This is a genomic window from uncultured Candidatus Kuenenia sp., assembly GCF_900696675.1.
Taxonomy (GTDB): Bacteria; Planctomycetota; Brocadiia; order Brocadiales; family Brocadiaceae; genus Kuenenia; species Kuenenia stuttgartiensis_A.
On the sequence record NZ_CAADGZ010000065.1, the window covers coordinates 1 to 19,945 of the forward strand.

The following is a 19,945-nucleotide window of genomic DNA, read 5'->3' on the forward strand; positions in this document are numbered from 1 at the left end:
AGATCCCGCGTCCGCGGCAACAATCACATGAATTATTAGAGGCATTACAGATAAAGTTGCCAGAAGTATTGCCAAGCCGGAACATACGGGTAGTCACTAGAAAAAAGCTTGCTGTTCGGCGTAAAAGCCAATAAATATAAGGCTTTTACGGCACTTTTGTTTTTTGACTTGGGGTGAACATCCGTTATAATGGACAGTTTTGTGGTATAAATTCAATATATTTTTTTGTTATTCACATCGCAATCCTTTAACAAAGATACTTCCGTAAAAACCCGCTATCGTATACAGAAAAGCTGATATTTCATGGCGCATGGCAGCGGCCTGTGTTTCAGATTTAGCTGAACATCCCCATTAACTTTTAAAAAAAAATTGTATGGAAATAGACCTTACTGACCAGGAATTTGCCCTATTTCAGAAATTAATTTATGACGAAAGCGGCATCAACCTTTCCCCGGCGAAAAAAGAATTGTTAAAATCCCGCCTGGCAAAGCGTTTACGCACTCTTTCCCTGAAATCCTTCCGGGAATACCATACCTATGTTACGGAAAGGGATGTTACCGGGAAAGAAATGATTCACATGATTGATTGCATTTCAACTAATCTTACTGAATTTTTCAGGGAAATTGCGCATTTTAATTTTTTATCAGAAAAACTCCTTCCGGCATTGCTAAAAAAAAAGAAGAAAATGAAAGAAAAAAAATTAAGAGTGTGGAGCGCAGGATGTTCAACCGGGGAGGAACCTTACAGTCTTTCTATGGTTTTTAATGAACGTATCGAACAAATAGACAAATGGGACGTAAAAATATTGGCGACAGACCTTTCTACCAGGGTATTGGAAAAGGCAAAAAAGGGATTGTATCATAAAGACCGCTTAAAAAGCATAAACGCCCAGTGGTTACAGACATATTTTAAAAAAGGCAGCGATAACTTTGAAGACTACTATCAGGTGAAGGACGTATTGAAAAATATTATTGTGTTTAGAAGGTTTAACTTAATGGAGCAAACCTTTCCCTTTAAGGGACAGTTTGATTTTATATTTTGCAGAAACGTTATGATTTATTTTAACAAGCAAACACAAACCGAACTTATTTCAAAGTATTACAAACACCTTGCACCTGAAGGCCATCTTTTCATCGGCCATTCCGAAAGCCTGGCAGGCACAAACAGCAAATTCAACTATGTTATTCCAACGGTATATCAGAAATAATATTGGTGTATTTATGAAAAACACCTTTTTAAGGAGGTTTTCTTTTGAACGGTAAAATAAAGGTTTTGATTGTAGATGATTCCGCTGTCGTGAGAAAAATTCTCTCTTCCGGCCTGAGTAAATACCCTGACATTGAAGTTGTAGGTACAGCGCCTGACCCGTTTGTCGCCAGAGATAAGATAGTAACGCTAAAACCTGATGTTGTGACTTTAGATGTAGAAATGCCGCGGATGGACGGGATATCTTTTTTGCAGAGATTGATGGCGTATTATCCTTTGCCGGTAATTATGGTAAGTTCTTTGACACAATCAGGCTGTGAAACCACATTAAAAGCATTAGAGGTTGGGGCGGTGGATTTTGTGGCGAAACCCACACTGGATGTTTCAAACTCTCTTAACGACGTCATAGATGAATTGGCGGAAAAGATAAGGACATCCGTAAGGGTCAAAATTAAAAAAAAGGTGTTAAAAACAACTGATACAAAACGCCCACAAACAAGCCAGGCACTAATTAAAACCACGCATAAAATTGTTGCTATCGGCGCTTCCACTGGAGGCACAGAAGCATTGAAAGAAGTGTTGACACAAATGCCTCCTAATGCACCCGGCATAGTAATCGTGCAGCATATGCCGGCTTTATTTACAAAAGCATTTGCCGACCGACTGAATACCCTATGTGCTATACGTGTAAGCGAGGCGAAGGATGGAGAAAGTGTTGTTCCTGGAACTGCGCTGATCGCGCCGGGTGGTTACCATATGGCGCTAAACAGGAGTGGCGCGAGGTATTACGTTACCATAAACCAGGATCCCCCCGTTCGCAGACACAGGCCATCCGTGGAAGTATTATTCGAATCTGTTGCAAAATATGCCGGAGCCAATGCAATCGGCGTCATTATGACGGGCATGGGCGATGACGGTGCAAGTGGTCTCTTGAAAATGAAGGAGGCAGGGGCGAATACTATCGCTCAGGATGAAGAGAGTTGCGTTGTATTTGGCATGCCGAAAGAGGCGATTAAACTGGGAGCGGCGGAAAAAATAGTATCTCTCGAAAAAATTCCTTCCGCCATCTTATCATTTCTGAATTGACGCGATTCTGACCGATTCGAGAAAACGCCTTAACAATCTGATATCTGATGCAAAATGGATGTGTACATAGGAACAAAGCGCACGCGATGTAAAGAAGCCTTCCTGTTTTGGTTTATCATGTCCTTCTTTCACAATTTCATAGGCAGAAGGCGTATGCCCGGGTATCTGGTGCAGTGATGACCAGTGAAATTCGTGCGCTCTGAATACCTCGTCTTTTCTACATAACAGGGTATCGTGGATACCCTTCACGGTAATATACCCCAGGCCCTGCCTCTTTTGCTCCATTTTCGTGCCACCCTTAAAGAGTCCACACATTTCATATGACTTGTTATTAAACGCTGTTAAATGCTCAAGCAAATACATCATTCCCCCGCATTCACCATAGAATACTACCCCGTTCTTATATGCCTTTCTTATCGATTCCTTCATAGTGGTATTTGACGAAAGCAATGGAGCATGCAATTCCGGAAAACCGCCTCCTATATAAATGGCAGAAACATCCGCCGGCACATATTTATCATACATAGGGCTGAAATAGGCAAGTTCAACACCATATGCCTCCAGCAAATCAAGATTATCATGGTAATAAAAATTAAACGCCTCATCCATTGCGACCGCAATTCTTAAATTATATCGTTCCGAAATGCCGCTAAATATCTTCTTTTGAAAAGAAGGAAGCTTGTCCGCCGAGAAACCAATGTCAATTATTCTTTCTATATCAACCGTCTTTGATAATATGTCTCCTATTTTCTGATACACGGCTTTGGAAAACTCCTGTTCTATGGAAGGTACAAGTCCCAGGTGGCGCTCCGGCAGTCCTATTTCATCATTCTTCGGCAGATATCCGAGCACAGGAATGCCGCTGTTCTCTTCGATTGATTTTTTAACAGCATTGTAATGCCGCTCGCTTCCCACCCTGTTCAAAATTATTCCATGGATAGCTAATTCCTCATCAAACTTTTTGAAACCCAGAGCCACCGCCCCCGCACTCCCTGACATACCCTTTGCATCCATCACCAGTATTACCGGTGCTTTTAATACCTTTGAAAGACCGGCGGAACTTCCGGATTCCGTTCCATTTAATGAGCCGTCAAACAGCCCCATTACCCCTTCTATGAGGGCAATATCCGCATTGTCCATCGCATGGTCAAACAATTCTAGGCATACATCCCTGCTCATGAGCCATGTGTCCAGATTACGGGACAATCTGCCGGTAATGGCCGTATGATGCGAAGGGTCAATATAATCAGGCCCCGTTTTAAAGCCCTGTACGGAGTATCCCTTTTCTTTTAATGCCGACATTAAACCAAGGGTAACGGTTGTTTTGCCAGCACCGCTATGCGTGCCTGCTACCAATATTCTCGGATAAGCTGATGATGATTTTTCCATAGTTCAACGTTTGGTACTTTATCAGTAATTTCTTTGCACTTTTTGGCAAAATATTCGTAACTATTCAGCATGAATGATACACACTGAATAGTTACGAAATGGCTCTATTATACAGACTTCGTCAGGAATCCCTAATAAAAACAACTATTCCATGTTTAAAAATTCCATACAACCGAAGCCATTATCCGCCAATCCACTACCTGCTGAATGCCTCTTACATGCTGATACAGCGGATACTGAAATTTCAAGTCGGTGCTGCATCCCGTCTTAGGGATTTTTACATTAACAAGGGGTGTAACGTAAAATGCTGTAATACCCGTGTTGTCAGGATTGTCAAGCAGAGACGTTTCAGGTCTTGAGAAATTATTATCATGGTCATTGTTACTGCCTGTGTGAAGTCCGTTTAATTCAAGCCCAGGGCTGATATATTTATTCACAGGATATCTTGCAGAAATATCTAATGAAATCTGATCGCCAAACTCGTAACCTTCGTCTCCTGCCGTTGTAAGCTGGTAGAGCAGATTCCCTTGCAAAACAAAGGGGGAAAATTCACGCATATAATTAACAAGGAAAAGAGGATCCCATGAGCCTGTTCCCAATTGCATCATAGCATGCACACGATTGCCGGAATCGGTATTTTCATCATTTTTACCGGTAGGAGTTTTTAGTCCAAACCCGACCATAAGCCTCTCTGCAGGGCGATCAATCTCATTTTCACGCAGGGAGTATAATCCCATAATGGATATATCACCAAGCCCTTCAACAGTTTCCATCTCCATTTTCATATCCATGTCCATAAAATGTTCCCCGTCCATTTGATGCCGCATCCGCATTTTCATGTCCATATCATTGATAAGATAGGGAACGGAAACAAGAAACTGTAATCGGTCTGTGGCTGCATATGAACCGGTAATCGTGTATTTCTGCATAATCATTCTCGTAGGTATTGTAAAACTTTTTGACCCTTCAGGCATATCAGGCCACTCAGAAGCAACCTTATCCAATAATGTGTTGCTGCCGATACGACTGTCACCGTCCCTTATTGTCTCCATTTTCGTATAGACATACTGAAGTGACAACCCAAATTTATCTCCAAAAGTTACTTCCGAAATTGTTGAGCCTGAAAGGCTGCATGCAAGGCCGCATTCGCCTAAAGCAAATACCGCCCTGTTGACAAATAATAAAAACAAAGCCATCGTTATTAGAATTCTCATACAACAGACCCTTTCCTGAGAATAGAAAAACAAGATAAAGACAGTGGAGGGACAGGTTTTAAGTCTGTCCCTCCACCAGAACCATAACATTAAAAAATTATGTAAAAAGCATCATTAATGATTATGTCCGCTATGGTCTTCATGCTCTCCATCGTCTTTATCTTTTTTACCACCTTTTCCATTCTTCCCTTCTGCAGGCCAATATCCGTCTACCGGCAGGTATTCATCAATTGCCTCATCTGAAGGATACACACTGATCTCAAATCCTCTATCGCACCCCTCAGGAAGGGGATTGTTTTCAAGGTCTCTTACTACCTTAAGGTACGGCCAAAAGCCAACGGAAACGACGTCTTCGTCATCAAACTTTTTCGTTAAACGGCCAATCCAGATATCGGCACGGTCGGTATCGTCTGTGGATTTGGTACAATAATTGGCAATGGCAATGTATACGGTAAGCGCTGTTGCGCAGGAATCCGGTTTGAATGTAGGAAAGGTTGCGCTCCATGGAATAACCCCCAGATAACCATCCTTCAGATTCCCATTTGTAAATACAAAAGCCCTGACGTCTTCTGTTTTTTCAGTACCATGCGAGGTAAATGCCGGGACAGATCCCTCCAGTGTTTTTATTTTTTTAAAAAGACTGTTTACCGCAGGTTTCGCGCCCATGACAGGATTGCCTTCTATATGATCGTGAAGATTAACCGACTCTTCTGTATCAGATCGCTCGGCAATAGAATCCGCACCATTGGGGAAAACAACACTTTGCGCCCGTATGGATTGTCCGTCGCACCCGTGAGTTATACTAAAATAATTAAGGCTGGTCGTTCCTTCAAGTTCATCACGGGAATTGTAACTATCCGGGGTATTTTTCGACATGACCGTTGTATGGGCAATAGCATTCCCCGAAATAATCATTGCCCCTAAAAATGAGATAATGGGAATATATCTTTTAGGTTGTAACATATGTTATTTTCTCCTGTTTTTAAAATGAGTATAATTCGAATGCATCAGGCTTTCATGCCTGATACTGACAAAATATAAGGCAGAAAACAGGCCGTCGCAGCCAAAAACATATGATGGAGTGCTCTGGTGTGCAAACACTATCTCTGTTCATCTGCCGCATCTTATTTTATCGAAGGGTATATTGTTTTGTGTTGTAACAAAAGGTGGATTTATGAGAGGTAACGCGGTGGCTTTTCAGGAGGCGAAACTACAGGTTCGCATGGTTGAATGAATGGGTCATTGCAGAGAAAACATAAAAATGCCAATCGGTAGTCTGTTGCAGGGTCTTCCAGTATGTATTTAAGATTGCCCTTTATAAAAGCCAGTGTATCGCTTCCCGATTTACATTGTATACTGCTTATGAAAGAATGAAATCCGTTTTTCTGTTGCTTTGCATCATTTTGTGACACTAAACGGTCTCCGGCAGGAAAACAACAGCAATTTGTCCTGCAATCCGCTTCGGATTTGCAGCCACATTCATGATCCATACACGAAAATGCAACCTGCTTTTTCGGAGGGTTAATAACAATGCCGGCGCTGCATAACGCCAAAAACACCATAATCAGTATCTGAAAACAGGCGATACTATTTCTGATTCTGTTCATTCTCATAATTGATAGAATTGAGTTTTATCCTTTACAGAAAAGGCACATTTTATTCCCGGAAGACAACATTTACAAGCATATTATCTTGCGGTAAATCAGTCGCCGTTGACGGAAGATTTTTCCTGCATGGATGTTTTTCAAAAAACCGAAACCATTAACAGATTTCAAACGGTTATTGTCAAATAAAAAATGTGGCAATATTTCCATTGATATAATCTGAGTAACGAATAAAATAAAGTCTGTTAAAAATAATATGAATACCAGTTTTAAAACATTAAAAATTAAGAGGAAAGGCAGTATGATATGGCGGGTTTATTTCGAAGGGGAACGGTGGTTTCCGATGAAAGAGAAAAAAATAGTAAATCAAAAAAGGAGGTTGGGATGGGAGAGGGAAATATAACGTATTTGACGCCGGATGCGGAGTTCAGGGGTACTATTAAGTTTACCAGAACGCTAAAAATTGACGGAAAATTTGACGGAGAGATGTTAACAGACGAAGGAGAGGTTATTGTCGGAAGCACCGGCGTTGTCAAGGCGAATGTTAAGGTGAAGAATGCCATTGTCGAGGGGCAAGTGGACGGAAATATTATCGCTTCTGAAAGGGTTGAACTTAGGAAAAACGCAAAATTAATGGGGGATTTGCAGGCGAAAACGCTTGTAATTGACGAAGGCGTTATATTTGTCGGCAAATGCAGCGTACATCCTGAAGGATTTACGGAGAGGCCTAAAATGAACGAAAACAAGACGGCAGGTAAAGCCCTGTAGGCTGGAGGTACGAAGTACGATTTAAAATCTAAAATCGTACTTCGTAAATCTAAAAGTAACGAGGTTTTTACAGAGCATGCGATATCCCCCCTTATTTGTGGTATTTTTAATCTGATGAAGTTTAAAAACAATGAAGTGTCTGATGTTATCGAAATAACATGTCCCTATTGCAAGGGCAGTCTTACCGTATCGGTTTATTGCGAGTCGATACTATGCAGCCATTGTAGCCGGCATGTCAATGTGAAAGAAATCCTTTCCCCTTCCCAAAAAGCAAAAAGCACAACTGTTGGGAAAAGAGAGGTTTTTTGTTTTAAGTGCGGGAAGGGAATTTATGCAGATAAAAACGCGCAGGCGGTATCATGTATTTATTGTTATAACCGAAATGAACTGAGCGATTACAAGGTAAAATCGATTTTAGGAAGAAATCTTCAGACTCACGGTACGTTGTATTTAAAGAAAAAAGGAACGATAGAGATATCAAATATTTTGGTTGGGAATGCCTTTATCGATGGCAAAATAAACGGCGACCTCACCGCAATGGGCGCGGTGGAAATTTTAAAACATGGAGAAGTTCATGGCACAATAACCTGCCGTAAATTAATAGTAAAAAAAGGCGGTATTTTTGAAGGAAGTGTACGAATGTTGCAAGGCGAGGCAAGGCCTTAACCAATCGGCAATCGGTAGTCCTCAATCTGCAAATTGCCGACTACCGACTAACGACTGCTATCGGGCAAGTTTCGTATTGTACTGCTGCTGGAATTTGAAGAGGGAGGCGTTGTGGAAAAAGAAGTTGCCGTACTCTATAAATGGGCGTCTGTACTTGCCCTTATTACTATATTTTATAATATTGCGGAAGGCGGCGTTTCTGTTGGTTTTGGGCTCGGAGATGAGACTGTTTCACTTTTTGGTTTTGGATTAGATTCATTTGTGGAAGTGATTTCAGGCGTAGGCATCTGGCATATGGTGAGGAGGCAGCGGAAGAACCCTGCTGCGGTACCTGATATATTTGAACGACAAGCGCTCCGGATAACGGGTTTTGCCTTTTATTTGCTTACGTTTGGGCTTGCAGGTACTGCCATAGTAAATATTTTTACCCATCATCATCCGGAAACTACGTTTTGGGGTATTATTATCGCAGCAGTCTCTATTGTCACCATGTGGATATTGATTCATTATAAGGTGAAAATTGGCAAGGCGCTTCGCTCTCCGGCGATATTAGCCGATGCAAATTGTACAAAAACGTGTGTATATCTTTCCTTTGCGCTCCTTTTTGCGAGCATCGGTTATGAACTTACCGGTATAGGCTGGTTTGACTCAATTGGTGCGGTAGTGATCGCAGGTTTTTCCTGGAAGGAGGGTCGGGAATCATTTTTGAAGGCAAAGGGTATCGGATGTAAGTGCCAGACAAATTGCCCCTGAACATTTATACTCAGACGGTTCACCATTTGTGGTATAGCTAAAAGCACCTATTTTTAGAGTAATTTCAGAACTCCTGAATTTAGAGTTTGAGAGCATTATTATTTTGTTGAGGCGATTGTTATGCGGACAGAATATATTCACAAAGCAATGGATATGGCGAAGTACGGGATAATTGAAGATAACCATACATACTGGGGAGAGATGCCATGTTTTAAGGGGGTATGAGGCAGGGCAAAGACGCTTGAAGAATGCCGTGAGGAATTGCGGGAAACCCTCGAAGAATGGATTGTATTCAGGTTAAAAAATCAACTTGAACTGCCTGAAATTGGTCGCAAAATTGATTAATAATATGGATAAGGTTATTTCAAGCGGACCAATTTGTTGCGGAGCGTGGTTCTTGGAATACCGAGTATTTCTGCCATCTTCACCTGATTACCGTTTGTTTTCTGGTGCGCCCATTCGATAAGTCTTTTTTCTACCTCGGTAAGAACATCGTGTAATTGAATTGTTTGAGTGTTTGATAAATCCATAGAAATGAGTTTTTTGTGGATTTCTACTCTTTTTAAATAATCAGGCAGTGTATCGATAGTAATGCCATGAGAATGGGAAAACGCAACGGCATGTTCTATTACATTTTCAAGTTCTCTTACATTTCCGGGCCAGTTATATTCCATAAGAACATTTAAGGTTTCCCTGGAGACTCCCGGCAAGGCGTCTTCATGCCTTGATACAAATTTTTTAAGAAAATAATTGATTAAACGAGGGATATCGTCCTTCCTTTCACGAAGGGGGGGAATGGTAATCGGCACCACGTTTAACCGGTAAAACAAATCTTCCCGGAACTCTCCCTTTTTTGCCAGTAGCAGAAGATCTTTTTTGGTGGCGCAAATGATCCTTACGTTAATGGAAAGGGTTTTTTCGCCGCCTACTCTTTCAAATGTCCTTTCCTGGATTACCCGCAACAATTTTACCTGCATATCCAAAGGGATGTCATCCACATCGTCGAGGAAAATAGAGCCTCCGTTTGCAAGCTCAAATCTGCCGCGTCTTGTCTTTATCGCACCGGTAAAGGAGCCTTTTTCATGTCCGAAAAGTTCGCTTTCCAGTATTTCTCTGTTTAGGGCGGCGCAGCTTACCCGGATAAAGGGACCCATTTTTCTGCCGCTATGATAATGCACTGCCCCCGCAATTTTTTCTTTGCCGGTACCGCTCTCTCCCTGTATGAGAATGGTGGAATCTCTGTCAGATATTTCTTTTACCGTTTCAATAAGTTTTTTCATTGCGTGACTGCTTCCAACGATATTATGAAACTCAAATTCAGATTGTATTTCTCTTCTCAGGCGGGTCACTTCAGCGGTTGTGTTTTTGTGTTGAAGCGCCCTTTGTAACTTAATGATCAATTCGTCAGTGGAAAAGGGTTTTGCAATATAGTCATACGCCCCTTCCTTTGTTGCGGCGACAGCGCTTTCGAGGGTTCCATACGCAGTCATAATTACGACTATAATGTCCGGATTATAATTTTTAATTTCTTTTAACAGCTCCATGCCATTCATGTTTGGCAATCGTAAGTCCGTCACCACTATGTCAAATTCTTCCGACCTTATCAAACCCATCCCTTCATTTGCGTTGTCAACAGAACTTACATCATACCCTTCTTTTTTTAACTGACTCTCCAGTGAAATCCTCATTAGTTTTTCATCATCGACAATTAAAATCTTGTTGCTCATGTGAAACTCCTAAACTGGCATTGCCAGAACAAAATAAGCACGAAATACGAAATACGAAAGGCGGAACCAAAGATTACACAGATTGTACAGATTAAAAAAATTAAACATTCGGATTTTACCATTTAATATTTAAACCGCCGGTTCTCAAGCTGGAGCTTGGGAACTAGCGGTTTTTTTCATAGAACTAAAGTATAAAATTATTTTATCCTCTCCATTCTGCCGCGGTGGTTTTTTTTAAGTTAACAGGAAAATATTGCTATTGTAAAGAGAAAGTGTTTTTAAGTCGCTGTTTTACGTCATTGTACGGTTTTCCCAGGCGTCTTTATCCGCAGTCCTTGCTACGTTGTTGCCTTTCTCACAGGCAAACATATAGAGAATGTTGTTCCTTTGCCGGGCTTGCTATCCACAAAAATGTTTCCGTCATGGTCTTCCACAATCCTTTTGCTAATGGCAAGTCCCAGGCCGCTTCCCATTTCTTTTGTGGTGAAAAAAAGGTTGAAGATCCTGCTGGCAATATCATCGTTAATGCCAGGCCCGGTATCGGTAATTTTTATGTGTATGCTTGATTTCAGATGGTTGCAATGGCCGGTGGCAATGGTGAGTTTTCCGCCGTCATCCATGCAGTCAAGCGCGTTTACCAGAATGTTAATTATCACCTGTGAAATCTGATCAGCATCTGCGTAAATTTCCGGCAAGCCGGAAAACAGACGTTCTTCCAGTGTTATCCGTTGTTCTTTGATGCGGTGATCCAAAAACCGTATGGAATTTCTTACTACCGTATTTACGCAATGATTGTCCATATGTGTTGAATAAGGACGGGAAAATGCCATGAGCTGTTTTACAATAACTTCTATCCTTTTCAATCCTTCTGCCATTAATTCCAGAAATTCTTTGTTTTGTGAAATATTTTCCGGTTCCCTGGACATCATTTTTACGAAATTTAGCAATCCTCCCAGCGGGTTGTTTATTTCATGGGCAACGCCCGCCGCCAATTCGCCGACAGCGGCAAGGCGTTCGGTTTGAATAAGCTGCATTTCCATCCTTTTTCTTTCGGTGACGTCCCTGCAAATCCATTGAATCGTCCTTTTTTTGCCATATGCAATAATACTTGCGCTAATGCTCGTGGGGATGATTCTTCCGTCAGCATGCTGGCAATCAAGGTTGTCCAGCATACCGGAGCCTTTCTTATTTATTTCACGCCATAAATGTTTGGTTTTTTGCCGGTCATATTCCGGCACAATCTCCCATATTTTTCTCCGGCTTAATTCCTTTTTTGTGTATCCCGATAGTTCTTCCGCCTTTTTGTTTGAATCAACAATATGCGCCATATCCGGGTCAAGGGTGAAAATGGCGTCATTGGCAAGATTTATTGATTCCCTGTATTTTTCTTCAGAAGCCCTCAACTGAGAGGTTCTCTCTCTTATTCTTTGTTCAAGTCCTGCGTATGATTCTTCCAGCTTTTCTGCCATTTTGTTAAACTCGGACGCAAGCCTGCCAACCTCATCTCCTGATTTAATTGATATTCTGTGGTTAAGGCTTCCCTTGCCAATTGCTTCCGCTCCCTTCACCAGTTGAAGAATCGGCTGAGTTATTCCATGGGTAATGATGAAAACGATAGCTATGATAACGAGGACGCTTGCGCTGACTAAGGTAATGACATGTATTTTTAATTTTGTAATGGGCTTAAAGGCCTCCTGTTTGTCCTGCTTTACCAGCAGCCCCCACTTTACAGGGGAAATATGGCGGAAAGCGCAAAGGACTTCTACCCCTCTGTAATCATACGCTTCCATAATGCCTTCTTCCATAGAGTCGAGCATAAAAGATTCAGGCGCTATTAGTCTTATGGGAATACTCAGGCTTAGTGCAGTATTTGCCAAATGGCGCGAGTTGTTGAGAAATATCAACTTGTTGCCATTGCGGCGTACTAATAACGTTTCGCCGGTATCTTCCCTTCCCGGCCAGTCCTGCATTAACGCATTGATGGAGTCTTCCGTGTTTACCCTGATAAGAACAATGCCATTGACTTCGTCCGTTTCCTCCATAGTTATCGGATCAGTGAGTTTTGTTGTACTAAAGAAAGTCATGCCTATTTGCTTTGTATATTCTGAATAGTGGATATCTTTAAAAGGCATTCCCTTATTATTCAGGACATCAAGGTAATAAGGGAAATCCTTGTCGAACATACCGATATTGGAAGGGTTCGTGGATATAACAATTTCACCGTTTTCAATATCGAGGATAGATATCTCATCACAATAAATGAGTTTTTCCTTAAGGCTGTTTAAATATTCTGACAACCGGTTATAATACACCCTTCCGATCTCGGTTTCTTTCATACTGCCGATGGTGCGAAATGCTTTTCTCAGATACAGCAGATTGGAAAAAGATACCTCTAAAGATTTGTTTGTAGAAAGAACGCTAATATCTACGACCCTTTCCTGTAGCCAACTGTTCAGTTGTGTTTTTTTTAAATCAGCAATAGAAGTGAGTTTTTCCACCACTTTTTCGCTTAATGCCTTTTTCCCTTTTTTGTATGAAGTACTGATTACTACAAGAATCGGGATGGTAGTAATTAGTATAAGATAGAAAATAAGTTTTATTTTTATGGTCTTGAAAAAACGGAAATATGTTTTTTTCTGTTTGGGCATATTTTTTTCTGCAGTTTTCAACGGCAGTTCCAATCCTGGTTAAGTATAAGAAAGTTCATATAAATTAAACCCCGCAATGGGCATGGCAATCGCGGTATAACGACAATTTTTTCGGGTTTAGACCCTAATCCGGACAAGCAAGAATCAAACAAGCGCGAAATAAAAAATACGAAATACGAAATACGAAACAAATTTCAAAATACAAAATCCTAATAAAAAAACGGTAACACGTTAGTCTTTTGAAACTGGAAATTGTTATTTGTAGTGCGACGAGGTTCGTCGCACTACATGAATTTAGTGGGCTTAGATATTTTAAGTAAGGAACGAGCAGCAACTGTTTATATCATCCGCCCCCTACGCTTACGGCAAGCAGCGCTATTATTGAAATTTTTCAAAGAACTAAAGTATTACAAAAAAACGGGGTTTTGAATATTTCCCCTGCTTGTTTCCAAACGCTGGCTTGAAAACAAGACTACAAAAAATAGCTTAAGCACATGTACCGCAATATGATATGACTATAAAACCATTTTCATCGTTTCTGGGTATTGCTAATGCAACATGATGACTGTTTGGGAAAAAGCAGGAATCCTCCCCTTACCCCTCCAAAGCGGGAGAATGTCCCCCGGTGGCGGGGGTACAGGGGGTGGATTCGTATTTAGCATTTCGGATTTACCATTAAATATTTTGCCAAAACATGCAAAGAAATTACAGCTAAGGTACTAAAAGGCAGTTTTTACTTTTTCAAAAGACTAAAGTGTTACAAAAACGTTTATTTTACTATCCGTTCAATTTTTATATAATATTTAATCTGAATGTGATACAAATAATAAAAAAGGACTTTATTTGGCTAATTTACAGGAGCAAATGTTATGTTGAAAAAAATGAACCTTTCTTTTATTTCCTGTTTTTGCATTATAGTAACAATTCTTATTCAGTTCAAATCTATCCATGCCGAAGATGCGGATATTCCATGGCAGATGTTTCGAAGGGATTTGCAGCATACCGGCCAAAGCCCTTTTGTTGGGCCAAAAAACAGTGAGGTAAAGTGGGCTTTTAAAATTGATACGCGTATTACCTCATCTCCTGCAGTAGGGTGTGACGGCGTCATTTATTTCGGCTCGGTAGACGGCAGATTATATGCTCTTAACCAGGATGGTGCAGAAAAATGGGTACTTCAGGTAGGTGACGAAATAACAGCTTCTCCTGCTATCGGAAGGGATGGGACAATTTATATTGGTTCGCGGGATAAAAAAATGTATGCTGTTTCTCCTGAAGGAAAGGTAGTGTGGACTTATAAAACGGAGGGTATCATTCTCTCCTCGGCAGCGGTAACGAAAGATGCCGTATATTTCGGCGCTGATGATAACAACCTCTACGTCCTCTCGCTTGATGGAACATTAAAATGGAGATATACTGCCCCAAGCAATTTAAAAGCCTCCCCTTCCCTATGGGATGATGGCTCGGTCTGTATCTTTGCAGAAAAAGGCACCCTTCATGCAATTTCCGCTGATGGCGCCCAGAAGTGGGTAAAAAGAGTGGGGTCTGGCGTCTATTCCTCGTTTTCATCCCCCGCTATCGGAAAAGATGGGGTGGTGTATGTCGGCGCGGATAATGGGAGAATGGTTGCCATAAATCCTGACGGAAACATTCGCTGGTATGTCAATACCGGCAAAGCGGTGCATAGCAGTCCTGCAATAGGAAAGGATGGGGCAATTGTGTTCGGCGCATATAATGGCTTTGTATATGCTATTTATCCTGACTGTAAATTAAAGTGGAGCTTTAGAACAGGGGGTTGGGTAGAATCATCCCCTGCAATCGATGCCGATGGAACTGTTTACATTGGTTCCAGTGACGGAAAACTTTATGCCATCGACTCAAAAGGCAATTTGAAATGGTCATTCCAAACAATGGCCGCGGTTGAAGCATCACCTGCCATTGGGCCAAATGGCGCAATTTACATCGGTTCCAATGATAATCATTTTTATGCAATTGGCGGGGAAGAAAGAGATACTCCAGTGCCTCTGTTCGATAAATAGTACCTTAACATATGAGGTACTATTTAAAATCGTACATCCCAAACCGTAATTCGTAAATCTAAAAAGATGAATAGCAAAGGGAAAATCAGTAGACGAGGTTTTTTAAAGACAGGCATTGCCGTAGGCGCGGGAGTGTATGGACTTCCGTATCTTCGTGCAATAAAGAAGAAACCTACGCTGAAACAATTGAAGGAACATGATCTGAAGCCAGGGATAGTTGTGGTTCACGGAGATAGTGCAAACGCAAATGGAGAAGATGTGGTTGTTAAAGAAATGGTAAGGCGTGCAATAAGCGCACTGGGTGGGATGCGTAAACTTGTTTCCAATGGCGACCGGGTACTTATCAAGCCAAACATTGCATGGAACCAGTCTCCGGAATTTGCAGCCAATACAAACCCCTGCGTCGTTGCCGCGCTTGTTGCATTATGTAAAGATGCAGGTGCCCGTTCGGTAGTGGTTATGGACCATACATGTTCCGCAAACCCAGAAACATCTTACAATAGGAGCGGCATTGTTTCCGCCGCCATCCGGGCTGGTGCTAAGGTTTCATACATAAACAAAAATCGGTTCAGGGATTTTGTTATCCCGGACGGCACGGTTTTAAAACAGTGGTCATTTTACGAGGAAATGGTGTATAAGGACGAAGTCGACGTCCTCATTAATGTGCCCATAGCGAAACAACATGGCACATCAAGGCTTTCCATGGCTTTGAAAAATGTCTTTGGCATGATCGGAGGAGACAGGGGAAGTCTGCATACCGATATACACCCAAAAATTGCAGATCTCAACAAATTTGTGAAAGTAGATCTTACCGTGCTTGACGCCTTCAGGATTTTAAAAAAGAACGGACCCACTGGCGGACGGCTGGATGATGTAGATAATTCGCAGGAACACGCAAGGCGCATCATTGTCAGCACTGACCCCGTTGCAGTTGACGCATATGGCGCAACATTGTTTGGCATTCAGCCAAAGGACGTGGGCTATATCAGGAAATCCCATGAAGAGGGATTAGGGGAAATCGATTATACATCAATGGGTTTTGAAGAATTTCACGTGTAATCAACGGCGATGCAGGACAAACACACACAAAACAATTGGCCTTTTCATTTCCGCAGGGTCATACAATACATTAGCTTCTCGGCATTCATTTATCTGCTGCTCTTTTTAGATCCTCTAACCGAAAGAGATGCACCGGCGAACATATTTCTTCGCATGAGTCCCCTTTCTGCTATAGGGGCAATGATGGCGGTAAGGGCGTTTATTTTCAACTACTGGCCTGCATTCATTGTCTTATTGCTAACGATACCCTTTGGGCGCTATTTCTGCGCGTGGATTTGCCCTATGGGAACAACAATAGATATCACAGACCGTTTTTTTGCCAGTTTTCGAAAACATGCGCAAAGAAGGCTCTATGACGGAAGATGTCTGAAATACTATCTCCTTGCATTTCTTTTATTAAGCCTGCTCCTGGGGCTGCAATGCGCCGGATGGTTTGATCCCCTCTCCATCGCGACAAGCGTATTTGCAATGAGTATCCATCCTTATATTATCCATCTGGACGATTCCCTTTTTGTTTATTTGGAACATATTCCTCTTTTGGGTTATTTATTTTCCTTTTTTCATGCCTTTTTCCAGAAAATCCTTTTTGCCTGGCATGCCCCTTTCTTCCGTTCACACGGAATCATTTTGTTTGCCTTTGTGATCATCATTGCCTTTGGAATGGTATTGCGGCGCTACTGGTGCAGGAATATTTGTCCGATGGGTGCGCTGTTTGCTCTTTTCTCCGACTGGTCATTCTTTAAACGGAATGTTTCGTCAACATGCACAAGCTGCGGTTTGTGTGTTGAAAAATGCGGTATGGGTGCAATAGAAAGCGATGGGAAAAGCACGAAAGAGGGAGAGTGTATTTTGTGTATGACCTGCCGGAAGGTGTGTCCGGAACAGAGTGTCACCTTCAGGAGGTTTCAGCCTTCTTTGCAAAAACATGCTATCAGCCTTTCCAGGAGGGCATTTGTTGTAAGCGGGATTACCGGCGCGGCAATCGCCCCTTTTTTGAAATTAAACTACCGGAAAAAAATAAACAAGGAAACCGTTTCCATAATTCGTCCGCCAGGTGCGGTGAATGAAAAAGAATTTATTGCCCGCTGCATACGGTGCGGGGAGTGTATGAAGGTTTGCAAAACGAACGGACTGCATCCTGTGTTATTGGAATATGGCATTGAAGGCATATGGACGCCGCAATTAATACCCCGGATAGGATATTGTGATTATGGATGTGTGCTGTGCACACGGGTATGTCCGTCAGGGGCTATAAAACCTTTGCCGCTTGAAGAAAAACGGTGGGTCGCGTTAGGAAAGGCCAGAATAGACCATAACAGATGTATTCCATGGGTGGGCTATTCACGCCTTCCCGAACTGAAGAAGGAATGGCAGGATTTTAATTGCGGTGTATGTGAAGAGGTGTGCCCCGTTCCGACAAAGGCGATCCATTTTAATACCTATGTGGACGAACAAGGCCGGGAAATTCGCAGGCCTTTTGTAAGAGAAGATGTTTGCGTAGGGTGCGGTTTCTGTGAAAAGGTCTGCCCCGTTTTAGGGACTTCCGCTATTGTCGTGGAAGGCATCCAGCCGCAAACTACGGTAAAAAAAGAAAGGTCTGTAAAAATAGTATCGTCCGGCAACTTTCTCCCCAAAACACTTGGAAAGTGGAAAAGGATTGCAGAGCCGAGGATTTACGAAGGAGGCGAAAAATTATATGAATATATAAATGGAGGCGCGGAGCTGTATTTAGCGTATTCGTTTATCCGGGTGACGAATGCGGAGTATGGAGATGATACAGGGAAGAGGATTTCCATAGATGTTTGGGAGTTTGAAACTGCGGAAGACGCATTCGGCGTCTTCACAAAAGACCGTGCGGGTATTGGGATACCATTAGGCAACAGGGCGTCTTTGTTTGAAAATTACTTGTGTGTATGGAATGATGTGTATTGCATAAAGGTAGCGCCATGGGAGGGCAGTATTTCTGGCGGAGAAATTACTTCTTTTGGTAAATCCATTATCGATTTAATGCCCTACAAAAAAGAAATCCTCCCCGATATAGTACGTTATTTGCCGGAGGATTCTCTTGTGAAAGAAAGCCTGAAATTTTTTCACGAAAAGATCATTCTGGATAATATCTATATATCCGATAATTTTATTGAAGAAAATGTATTTCATTTAAGCAAACAGACGGACGCCCTTATCGCAGAATACAAAACGAGGGAAGAGACCGCCCCTTTACTGCTACTGTTGATAAAATATCCAGACCGTGATGCGACATCAATCGCATTTGAAGCGGTGGTTCAGTTGTGGAGGTCATGGGGAGAAAAAGAGACGCACTCAAATGCCATCCATACCTTTCAAAACGAAAACGGATACTTTACCTCATGGTTGCAGGAAAAACATCTTCTGTCAGCAACATTTCTTTCCCAAAAAAAGGAAGAGGGTGAAGAATTGCTTCGCCGTGTACTGCAAAATGATAAAATCAAATAAAGGACTCGAGCGGTCGGCAATCTACAATCGGCTTTCAATAGAGGCCAGAGGTCGGAGGTCAGATGTCCGCGAAAAACTCTGACTTCTGAAATTGGCAATCGGCAAAATTGCAGATTGAGGGTTGCGCCTTGCGCTTTTCCCCCGGAGCTATTTATTTGACGCCGAATTAATTATTGACAAAAAAATGAATGATTTTATAATGTACTTACTAAAACAATAGCTCTTTTTTATAGTAACTATTGATAAAGGCAAACCAGTCGTGAGGCTGGGACGCAAAGCAAAGAGTCTTTAACTTATTCAGCGGCGCACAAAGCGTAAAACAAAAAATCCGCAGAAGGATGAAGAGAAAAATTTCGCGATACCGCTAAACAGTGAAGAAAGCCCTGCTACCGAATAAAAAACTGTATAACGTTTATTTTATTCCGTAGCAGGGCTTTTTTATTTATTACTATAGTGTGATTTAAAATGAATACAATGAGAAATCGTACATACGAAAAGATTATTCAATATGTGTCGTTAACAATGATTGTTGCGGCAGGAGGTATTATTGGCGCCTTGCCTCTTATTAGCAGCAGTTCCGCAGAGGTAAGAACGGTGATATCGGAAAGCGATATGCTGAGAGCGGCATTTGCACAAAAAATATCTCAGATTTGCGAGATAGATACAATAGATACAAAGGAAAGACCGTGGCAATATATTGTTATACACCATAGCGCTTCAGAGAAAGGAAATGCAACCCGGTTTGATACCTATCATAGAGAAAAGAAAGGGTGGAAGTATGGATTGGCATATCACTTTGTGATTGGCAATGGAACTCTTTCTGGCGATGGAGAAATAGAGGTAGGAAATCGCTGGAAGAACCAAATTCATGGCGCTCACACGGCAAATATGGATTGCAACCAGGTGGCGATAGGCATTTGCCTCGTGGGTGATTTTGAAAACGGCGGGAAACCTTCTGAGGATCAATTTGATTCGCTGGTTAGGTTGACCCGTTATCTTTCCTCGAAATATGACATCCCTTTATCGAACATCATATTACATAGCCAGGTTCATCAAAAAGGAACTGCATGCCCCGGTAAAAATTTCCCCATGGCTGAATTTAAGACGAGTTTAATTCAGTTTGCCTCTAACGAAATATCCCCTTCGCGAAAATCATAACCACAAAGCACATAAAGTTTAACCACAAAGGGCCTAGCGCGGCCTTTGGCCGCAACCAAAAAGGTGATTTTTAGTTTATTATAAAGTATAGTAGTATCCTCGTAAATAGTAATCAGACAATTTGGAGGACACTACTTATGAATAAGTTGATGGAATTAT

The 19,945-nt window shown here is 41.7% G+C and carries 15 protein-coding genes, 1 pseudogene and 1 riboswitch; of the genes and pseudogenes, 10 read left to right on the forward strand and 6 right to left on the reverse strand.

Features of this window, described 5'->3' with window-relative positions; translation table 11 throughout:
* The first annotated feature begins 373 nt into the window (after positions 1-373).
* Complete coding sequence (locus QZT26_RS10625; protein WP_099326046.1) at positions 374-1,207, forward strand: CheR family methyltransferase; 834 nt, start codon at positions 374-376, stop codon at positions 1,205-1,207.
* A gap of 44 nt (positions 1,208-1,251) precedes the next feature.
* Positions 1,252-2,292 (forward strand): chemotaxis response regulator protein-glutamate methylesterase, encoded by a 1,041-nt coding sequence (locus QZT26_RS10630; protein ID WP_099326047.1) that lies wholly within the window; start codon positions 1,252-1,254, stop codon positions 2,290-2,292.
* On the opposite strand, the gene QZT26_RS10635 is transcribed toward QZT26_RS10630, so the two are convergent.
* From QZT26_RS10635 to QZT26_RS10650, 4 genes are all read right to left on the reverse strand, one after another.
* Complete coding sequence (locus QZT26_RS10635) at positions 2,278-3,681, reverse strand: cobyrinate a,c-diamide synthase (protein ID WP_099326048.1); 1,404 nt, start codon at positions 3,679-3,681, stop codon at positions 2,278-2,280. The genes QZT26_RS10630 and QZT26_RS10635 overlap by 15 nt on opposite strands.
* 155 nt (positions 3,682-3,836) lie before the next feature.
* On the reverse strand, positions 3,837-4,895 hold the full coding sequence (locus QZT26_RS10640; protein WP_157820641.1) for a transporter: 1,059 nt from the start codon (positions 4,893-4,895) through the stop codon (positions 3,837-3,839).
* Between the two features lie 114 nt (positions 4,896-5,009).
* Positions 5,010-5,858 carry a hypothetical protein gene (locus tag QZT26_RS10645; protein ID WP_295102044.1) on the reverse strand — a complete coding sequence of 283 codons (849 nt, stop codon included), beginning with the start codon at positions 5,856-5,858 and terminating at the stop codon, positions 5,010-5,012.
* A 209-nt stretch (positions 5,859-6,067) separates the two neighbouring features.
* Positions 6,068-6,502: a hypothetical protein gene (locus QZT26_RS10650; protein ID WP_157820642.1), complete on the reverse strand. Its 435-nt coding sequence runs from the start codon at positions 6,500-6,502 to the stop codon at positions 6,068-6,070.
* A 303-nt stretch (positions 6,503-6,805) separates the two neighbouring features.
* Here QZT26_RS10650 and QZT26_RS10655 point away from each other — a divergent pair, with 303 nt between their 5' ends.
* The 4 genes and pseudogenes from QZT26_RS10655 to QZT26_RS17890 all read left to right on the forward strand — a co-directional run bounded on the left by QZT26_RS10655 (position 6,806) and on the right by QZT26_RS17890 (position 9,031).
* Positions 6,806-7,267: a polymer-forming cytoskeletal protein gene (locus QZT26_RS10655; protein WP_164995409.1), complete on the forward strand. Its 462-nt coding sequence runs from the start codon at positions 6,806-6,808 to the stop codon at positions 7,265-7,267.
* Between the two features lie 114 nt (positions 7,268-7,381).
* Positions 7,382-7,933 carry a polymer-forming cytoskeletal protein gene (locus tag QZT26_RS10660; RefSeq protein WP_164995408.1) on the forward strand — a complete coding sequence of 184 codons (552 nt, stop codon included), beginning with the start codon at positions 7,382-7,384 and terminating at the stop codon, positions 7,931-7,933.
* A 111-nt stretch (positions 7,934-8,044) separates the two neighbouring features.
* Entirely contained in the window at positions 8,045-8,686 is a 642-nt protein-coding gene (locus QZT26_RS10665; protein ID WP_099326055.1) for a cation transporter, read from the forward strand.
* A 120-nt stretch (positions 8,687-8,806) separates the two neighbouring features.
* Positions 8,807-9,031, forward strand: a pseudogene (locus QZT26_RS17890) (hypothetical protein).
* 14 nt (positions 9,032-9,045) lie between these two features.
* Here the strand turns inward: QZT26_RS17890 and QZT26_RS10670 are convergent.
* The gene (locus tag QZT26_RS10670) at positions 9,046-10,413 is read right to left on the reverse strand and encodes a sigma-54 dependent transcriptional regulator (protein WP_295102051.1); all 1,368 of its coding nucleotides are present in this window, start codon (positions 10,411-10,413) and stop codon (positions 9,046-9,048) included.
* Positions 10,414-10,751: 338 nt separating this feature from the next.
* The gene (locus QZT26_RS10675) at positions 10,752-13,061 is read right to left on the reverse strand and encodes a PAS domain-containing sensor histidine kinase (protein WP_295102053.1); all 2,310 of its coding nucleotides are present in this window, start codon (positions 13,059-13,061) and stop codon (positions 10,752-10,754) included.
* Positions 13,062-13,930: 869 nt separating this feature from the next.
* Here QZT26_RS10675 and QZT26_RS10680 point away from each other — a divergent pair.
* From QZT26_RS10680 to QZT26_RS10695, 4 genes are all read left to right on the forward strand, one after another.
* A complete protein-coding gene (locus QZT26_RS10680) occupies positions 13,931-15,097 on the forward strand; it encodes a PQQ-binding-like beta-propeller repeat protein (protein ID WP_099326058.1) in 1,167 nt (388 codons plus the stop codon).
* A 66-nt stretch (positions 15,098-15,163) separates the two neighbouring features.
* The gene (locus QZT26_RS10685) at positions 15,164-16,156 is read left to right on the forward strand and encodes a DUF362 domain-containing protein (RefSeq protein ID WP_099326059.1); all 993 of its coding nucleotides are present in this window, start codon (positions 15,164-15,166) and stop codon (positions 16,154-16,156) included.
* A 153-nt stretch (positions 16,157-16,309) separates the two neighbouring features.
* Positions 16,310-18,628 carry a 4Fe-4S binding protein gene (locus tag QZT26_RS10690; RefSeq protein WP_295102055.1) on the forward strand — a complete coding sequence of 773 codons (2,319 nt, stop codon included), beginning with the start codon at positions 16,310-16,312 and terminating at the stop codon, positions 18,626-18,628.
* 237 nt (positions 18,629-18,865) lie between these two features.
* Positions 18,866-19,022: riboswitch (cyclic di-GMP riboswitch) on the forward strand.
* Between the two features lie 71 nt (positions 19,023-19,093).
* On the forward strand, positions 19,094-19,786 hold the full coding sequence (locus tag QZT26_RS10695; protein WP_099326061.1) for a peptidoglycan recognition family protein: 693 nt from the start codon (positions 19,094-19,096) through the stop codon (positions 19,784-19,786).
* Positions 19,787-19,945: the final 159 nt, after the last annotated feature.